The organism is uncultured Dialister sp. (assembly GCF_900538805.1).
Lineage (GTDB): Bacteria > Bacillota > Negativicutes > Veillonellales > Dialisteraceae > Dialister.
In genome coordinates this window covers 1-6,409 of record NZ_UPZP01000115.1, presented here as the reverse complement: position 1 = coordinate 6,409, position 6,409 = coordinate 1, and the positions used below count along the sequence as shown (strand labels likewise).

At 54.8% G+C, this 6,409-nt stretch carries 5 protein-coding genes; all 5 read left to right on the top strand.

The window, feature by feature from the left end:
- The first annotated feature begins 435 nt into the window (after positions 1-435).
- The 5 genes from QZQ29_RS08475 to QZQ29_RS08455 all read left to right on the top strand — a co-directional run bounded on the left by QZQ29_RS08475 (position 436) and on the right by QZQ29_RS08455 (position 5,948).
- Positions 436-1,791 carry a hemolysin family protein gene (locus tag QZQ29_RS08475; RefSeq protein ID WP_296962304.1) on the top strand — a complete coding sequence of 452 codons (1,356 nt, stop codon included), beginning with the start codon at positions 436-438 and terminating at the stop codon, positions 1,789-1,791.
- A complete protein-coding gene (locus tag QZQ29_RS08470; RefSeq protein WP_296962303.1) occupies positions 1,781-2,236 on the top strand; it encodes a hypothetical protein in 456 nt (151 codons plus the stop codon). The genes QZQ29_RS08475 and QZQ29_RS08470 overlap by 11 nt, the downstream gene beginning before the upstream one ends.
- A gap of 1,161 nt (positions 2,237-3,397) precedes the next feature.
- Positions 3,398-4,201: a uridine phosphorylase gene (gene udp / locus QZQ29_RS08465; RefSeq protein WP_296962302.1), complete on the top strand. Its 804-nt coding sequence runs from the start codon at positions 3,398-3,400 to the stop codon at positions 4,199-4,201.
- Positions 4,202-4,896: 695 nt separating this feature from the next.
- The gene (locus tag QZQ29_RS08460) at positions 4,897-5,157 is read left to right on the top strand and encodes a hypothetical protein (RefSeq protein ID WP_296962301.1); all 261 of its coding nucleotides are present in this window, start codon (positions 4,897-4,899) and stop codon (positions 5,155-5,157) included.
- Positions 5,158-5,273: 116 nt separating this feature from the next.
- A complete protein-coding gene (locus tag QZQ29_RS08455) occupies positions 5,274-5,948 on the top strand; it encodes a Pr6Pr family membrane protein (RefSeq protein WP_296962299.1) in 675 nt (224 codons plus the stop codon).
- Positions 5,949-6,409 lie beyond the last annotated feature (461 nt).

Sequence of the window (6,409 nt, the reverse complement as noted above, 5' to 3'; positions counted from 1 at the left end):
CACATCGGTGCTTGACCTCGTACACCCTTTGCCACTACGTGGCGTTCCCCTCAAGGGGAAACGAGAGATTGAGGCAGAAGATTTTTGAGTCATACGTTTCTTACAGTATTCTGGAGAGAAAACCAAACAACCGGGCCGCAGGCCCGGTTTGCCTGTTTTCCCCGCCCGCCAGGGCGGCTCCCAGGTTTTCCTAGCTCACCAGCTCACTAGTGCACTAGCCCACTACCGTGGTTTTATCAAACTGGCGCCGAAGGCGCCCACTACAACCCTCGGGCCAAAGGCCCGTCAAACCTAAGAACCTTAAGAACCTTCGGGCCCGCAGGGCCCGTCCACCTTTCTCCTTTGAACCCTTTGAACCCTACGTTCCTTTTCATTTCATGTTATAATGAAGCCAAGATATGATCCCCAAGTATTTATAAAAAAGGAGTAAAAAGTATGGACGACGGCCACATATGGCTCGAAATTTTGATTATTGTGTTACTGGTTCTGGCCAACGGGGTCTGCTCCCTGGCGGAAATCGCCATTGTGGGGGCGCGGAAGACGAAGCTCCAGGAAATGATTGATGAAGGGAATAAGAGTGCCGGCTATGCCCTGCGTCTGGCAGAGCGGAAGGAGGAGCTTTTTTCTACCATTCAGGTGGGTATTACCACCATCAGCATTATTACCGGTATGTTTTCCGGAGCCTCCCTGTCGGGGCCCCTGGGAGAGGAGCTGGCGAAGTTTCCGCCGCTTGCGCCCTATGCCCAGATGGTGAGTATGGTGGCGGTGATGGTGCTGGTGACTTATTTTTCCCTGATTATCGGGGAGCTGGCACCGAAATGGATTGCCATTGCCATTCCGGAAAAGGCGGCCTGCTTTGTGGCCCGCCCCATGATTATCATGGCCACGGTGTGCAAACCCCTGGTTCTCTTTTCCGCCTGGTCCACCAAGACCGTGGTGGGTCTCCTTGGCATCCACATGGAAGGGGAGCAGCCTGTTTCTGAAGAGGAAATCAAGGTGCTTCTCCAGCAGGGGGCTAAGCTGGGCACCTTTGATAAGGAAGAACCGGAAATCATTGATAATGTGTTTGAGCTGAACGACCGCACGGCGGCGGACTGCATGACTGCACGGCCCCAGCTGGACTGGATCGACCTGGAGGACAGCGAGAAGAAAATCTGGTCCGATATGACGAAGACGTCCCATTTCCGTCTGCCCCTGGGCAGCGGCTCCCTCGATGATTTCAAGGGGCTGGCGGATCTCTCTGATGTACTGATGGATCAGCATGCCCATCCGGGGAAGGCTTTGAAGAAGTCCCTCATGGAAACGGTCCATGCGCCGGTGTACATTCCGGAGACCCTGACCTTGACCAAGGTGCTGAAACTTTTCCGCACCCGCGGTGTTCATGAGGCCATTGTGATTGATGAATACGGCACCCTGTCGGGGCTTATCACCCTTCATGATGTGCTGGAGGAAATCGTGGGAGACATGCCCGGAGACAAGGAGGATATCCTGGAAGAGCAGAACAAGTTTATCCGCCGCTCTGAAAATTCCTGGCTGGTGGAAGGGCTCTGTTCCATCGACGATTTCCGGGAGTATTTCCACATGGAAGACGAGCTTCCGGGAGAAGCGGAGGGTTATTACAAGACATTAGGGGGATTTATTACCTATCTCCTTGGATATATACCGAAAGAAACAGAAAAAGCCCGGTATGGCAGTTTCACCTTCGAGGTCATGGACTGCGATAACCGGCGGGTGGACAAAGTGCTTGTAACGAAAGGTAAAGAAGAGGAGGAAACCAAACATGAGCAGTGATAAGAAAATGTCCCTGAAAGACAGGCTTCACACCCTGGAGGAGGACTTGAAGGATAATCAGGCCTTTCTTCGAACCTATATGCTTTCCCCCAGCCCCGACTTCCGGCCGGCGGAGGAGGAAAGAATCCGCCAGATTTCCCGTCTGGCTGATGAAATGATGGGAATCCTCACGGAACTGGCAGGGAAGAGCGAAGAAGGCCCGGTAACCGATGCCATGGACGGGGATTTGAACCTGGAATTCAAGACCCATACCCTGGGCGACCCGGACGGAGAAGATAACATCGAAGGCGACTGGAACCTGGACGAAGAAGACCTCATTCCCCTCAATGAAGCCCACTCCATCCCCGAAGCGGAAGAGCTTCTGGCTAAAAAGGAAAAGAAGGGAAAGAAGCACGGGAAAAAGGATAAGAAAAAAGGAAAGAAAGGGAAAAAGGGGAAGAAGTGAGACCATAGCGGCGCAAGGCTGCGTTCCCGAACCTGAGAGGGGGCACGGCTCCGCCGCAGGTTGTATAGAAGGGTTGTGTTCGCTTCGCTCAAAGGGGTAAAAACGGTAGGGCGGGAGACGGTATTCCCGAACCTGAGAGGGTTCAGAAGGTGCAGGCAGCCGCCGGGCTTTGCCCTGGGCCGGCGGTTCTGTCCGGGACCGGCTTTGCCTCCCGGACGGTTTGAGGGCATTCGCCCAGGGTAGTTATATAGTATCGCTGCGCTGGCAAGGTGGGCGCCCTGGCGGGCGCCATTATAAATGCTGCTTCGCAGCCAAACCATACAACCGGGCTTCGCCCGATGGAAAACAAGCCAACCGCCCTGACGGATCGGTCGGTCGACTCATAGGAAGGTCCTTTTATGTGCAGGCTAAGGACCAACTTCGACCGACTTGGAGACCCTCTGCAGGGTCTCCACAATGGAAATGCACCCCTTCTGCCGCCTGCGGCGGCATCTTCACCTAAAGGTGAAACGACTTACTACATTTTGCGCGTCGCTGGCGCTCCTTCAAAATGTGTTCGCTGTGCACCCCGGAGGGGGAGATTTGCTCTGCGCTTACCCTTGTGATGCTTATGAGACGATTGCTTATCTGCGGTTTTATTCTTCCCTCTGAATAGGGTGGCAAGCGAACGTGATTTGTAGGGGAGCGATAGCGACCTGAAAATCACGTGAACCCTTTCCCGTGGAGAAAGTCCCGCGAAGCGGGATAGGGGGTGGAGCCGCGTTAGCGGCTCCACCCCGCCGACTGGTGTTTATTACAGGTTGTTTCAAATGTGGCATGTACCGAGATTCTTCGCTGCGCTCAGAATGACGAGAAGGGCGGGAAGGTAAACGAAAAAGGTTTCTCCTCCGGAGTGGCAAGGTGGCGCGTTCGCACCGGAAAGGGGGCATTTCCCTCGCGCCGAAGGCGCGGTTTTACGGTTTTCCCGCCGCAGGCGGATTTATATACTCATCGCCGCTAAGCGGCGATACCACAACCCTCGGCCTGAAAGGCCGTCAAACTTAAGAACCTTAAGAACCTTCGGGGCGAAGCCCCGTCAACCTTTCCTCTCTGAACCTTTTGAACCCTTTGACACATCACTCTGTCTGGGTTATTGACATAAAAGTAAGGAGCCCTGAAACTATGCCTCACTACGCATTACCTCATGAAATCATGTATCACACGGGACTGTCGAAGGAGATGACCGGCGGCGCCCGGTTTGCCCTGGTGCCCGGTGACCCGGGACGGGTGGAAGGCCTCGCGAAGGCGCTGGATGAGAAGGCGGTCTTTGTATGCGCCCATCGGGATTTTACCACCTGGAAGGCAAAGGTGTCGGGGGAAACGGTGCTGGTCATGTCCACCGGCATGGGCGGCCCCTGCGTCACCTTCGCCGTGGAGGAACTGGCCCGGCTGGGGGTGACGTCCTTTATCCGCGTAGGCACCACCGGCTCCATTCAGGACGATTTGAACCTGGGGGACGTGGTCATCAATAAGGGCGCTGTCCGCAGGGACGGCGCTTCCCGGGCCTATGCACCGGAGGCGTACCCTGCCATGGCAGACCTTCGCATTACGCTGGCTCTGGAAGAGGCGGCCAGGGAGCTGAAGGTGCCCTGCAAAACCGGTATTTCCGTATCCACCGACAGCTTCTGGCCGGGACAGGAGCGCTACGACAGCTTCTCCGGCTACGTGCGGAGAAACCTGCAGGGAAGCCTTGCCGAATACCGCGCCCTGGGCTGCACGAATTTTGAAATGGAAAACGCCACCCTCTTTACCCTGACCTCCGTCCTGGGTCTTGCCGCCGGCTCCATCTGCGGCGTGGTAGCCAAAAGAACGGACAGCGAGGCCGTGGCGCCACACGATGTATATGAACTGGCGGAAAAACGGTTCCAGCAGGTGGCAAAGAGAGCACTCCAAATGCTGATTGGCCATTTCATGGTGACTTTGTGATATTGGCGGTGCTTACCTGTATTCCCGAAGGTTGACGCGCCCTTGCGGGCGCGAGGGTTGATGGCCCGTGCGCTGCCGCGCCGGGCCAAAGTTTCTGTCCGGGACCGGCTTCGCCTCCCGGACAGTTTGAGGGTATTCGCCTAGGGTAGTTATATAGAATCGCTGCGCTGGCGAAGTGGGTGCCCTTGCGGGCACCAATTTTATATGCCGCCTGTAGGCGGCGAAAACCACACAACCGGGCTTCGCCCGATGGAAAACAAGCCAACCGCCCTGGGGGCGATGGAAATGCACCCCTTCTGCCGCCTGCGGCGGCGTCTCCCCCGGAGGGGGAGATTTGCTCTGTGCTTACCCCTGTGATGCTTATGAGAACACAGGCTGAGCTTAGAGCAAACTTCCCCCTCCGGGGGAAGTGGTGCGCAGCACCCAAAGGGGTGCATTTCCCTCGCGCCGAAGGCGCGGTTTTACGGTTTTCCCGCCGCAGGCGGGTCTATATACTCATCGCCGCGAAGCGGCGATACCACAACCCTCGGGCCCAAAGGGCCCGTCAAACCTGAGAACCCTCCGGCCAACGGCCGGTTCAACCTAAGAACCTTTTTCAAAATCCCCTTGCTATTGAAGGCAAAATCATTTATCATAACAATGATATACTATTGTTTCGCCATCTGCGGGACAGGGACAAAGGAGATTTTGGAAGTATGAAAGCACGTGGACTTTTATTTGGCGTGGCAGTGGCGTTTGGCGTCTGGAATATTATTAACAGCGGCGTAAATACGCGGTCTGTGGCAATCTTGGCCATGATTATCGTCTGCCTTGTCATTAATGTGTATAACTACCGGCAGAAGCAGCAGCAGCGGGAAGCGGCGGAAGCGGCTGTACGGGAGAAGGAAGAGGTGCGGCAGCTTCGGGCGGAAGCCCGCCGCAGGCAGAATCGGAAGAACCGGAAGCACCGCAAGTGATTCTCTTACAATTGGTTCAAAGAGGGCCTTTGGCCCTTTTTCTGTTTTTGGGGAAACTATGAGCAGATGAAATAGGTTATACATTAAGTCATAGCTTTCTTTTCGTTGGAGGTACTATGCCGGCGGCTTTGGTTTATCGCTGGGCAGTGTTTATTCTGCTCATTTTCGGGCTGATTCTTCTCATGAAGCACAAGGTGCTGACGCCCTTTGTGTTCTGGTCAAGAATCCAGTATTATACATTTTCCACATTCACCCTTTTCATGGTGTGGCTGGGGGCCACTCTTTTCCGGGTGGATGTGCCCTTTCTTTATACGGCGGACTGCCGCTACATCGTAGCCGCCAGTCTTGGCACCCTGTCCCTCATGTACCACCTCATCGTGCGGCCCGGTGCCATCCGCACCCACAAACTGAATGATATCAGCTATGAACATTTCTCTTTCTACAACTACATTTTCCACTATTTCATCCCCATCCTCATGCTGGTGGACTATATTTTCTTCGTGGATAAGAGGGAAATGCACTGGTACACCATGTTCACCTGGATGATTTATCCCGCCTTCTACGTGGTTTTCGTTTATTTCAGGGCCTGGGTGACCATCGTGACCCACGGGAAATCCCACCTTTATCCCTATACTTTCATGGATCCCAACTACCACGGCCCTTTGGCCATTGCCAGGGGCGTACTCATCGTAGGTGCCCAGTTCTTCGTCATCGGCGTCTTCGTCTACGCCCTGGGTATGGGCCTCTTCTACCTGGGCATTCCGCCCCTCTCCTGGACCTATAACGGATGAAATCCGGCAGTCAAGCGCCCCACAGGGCGCTTTTTTGATGGGAGCGGTGCCAAGCTGTGCCCTCAAGGAGAAACGAGGAATAAGGCAGGAGACTTTTGAGTTATATGCTTTTTGTACCGTTCCGAAGGAAAACCATACAACCGGGCTTTGCCCGTGGGAAATGCACCCCTTCTGCCGCCTCCGGCGGCGTCTTCCCCGGAGGGGCAGATTTTAGCGGCACTATGCGATGAGATGCTTATGAGAACAAAAGCTCCGCGGAGAGCAGACTTCCCCCTCCGGGGTGGCAAAGGAACTGGATTTGTAGGGAAGCGCAGCGACCCGAAAATCCAGTGACATGCTTCCCTTTAGGAGAAGTACCGCCGCAGGCGGGGATAGGGGTGCATTTCTAGGGAAGCACTGATTAATTCGCAGAATCGAATTTCATAAGTATTTTTATTCAATACTTCGTCATAAGCCTCCTT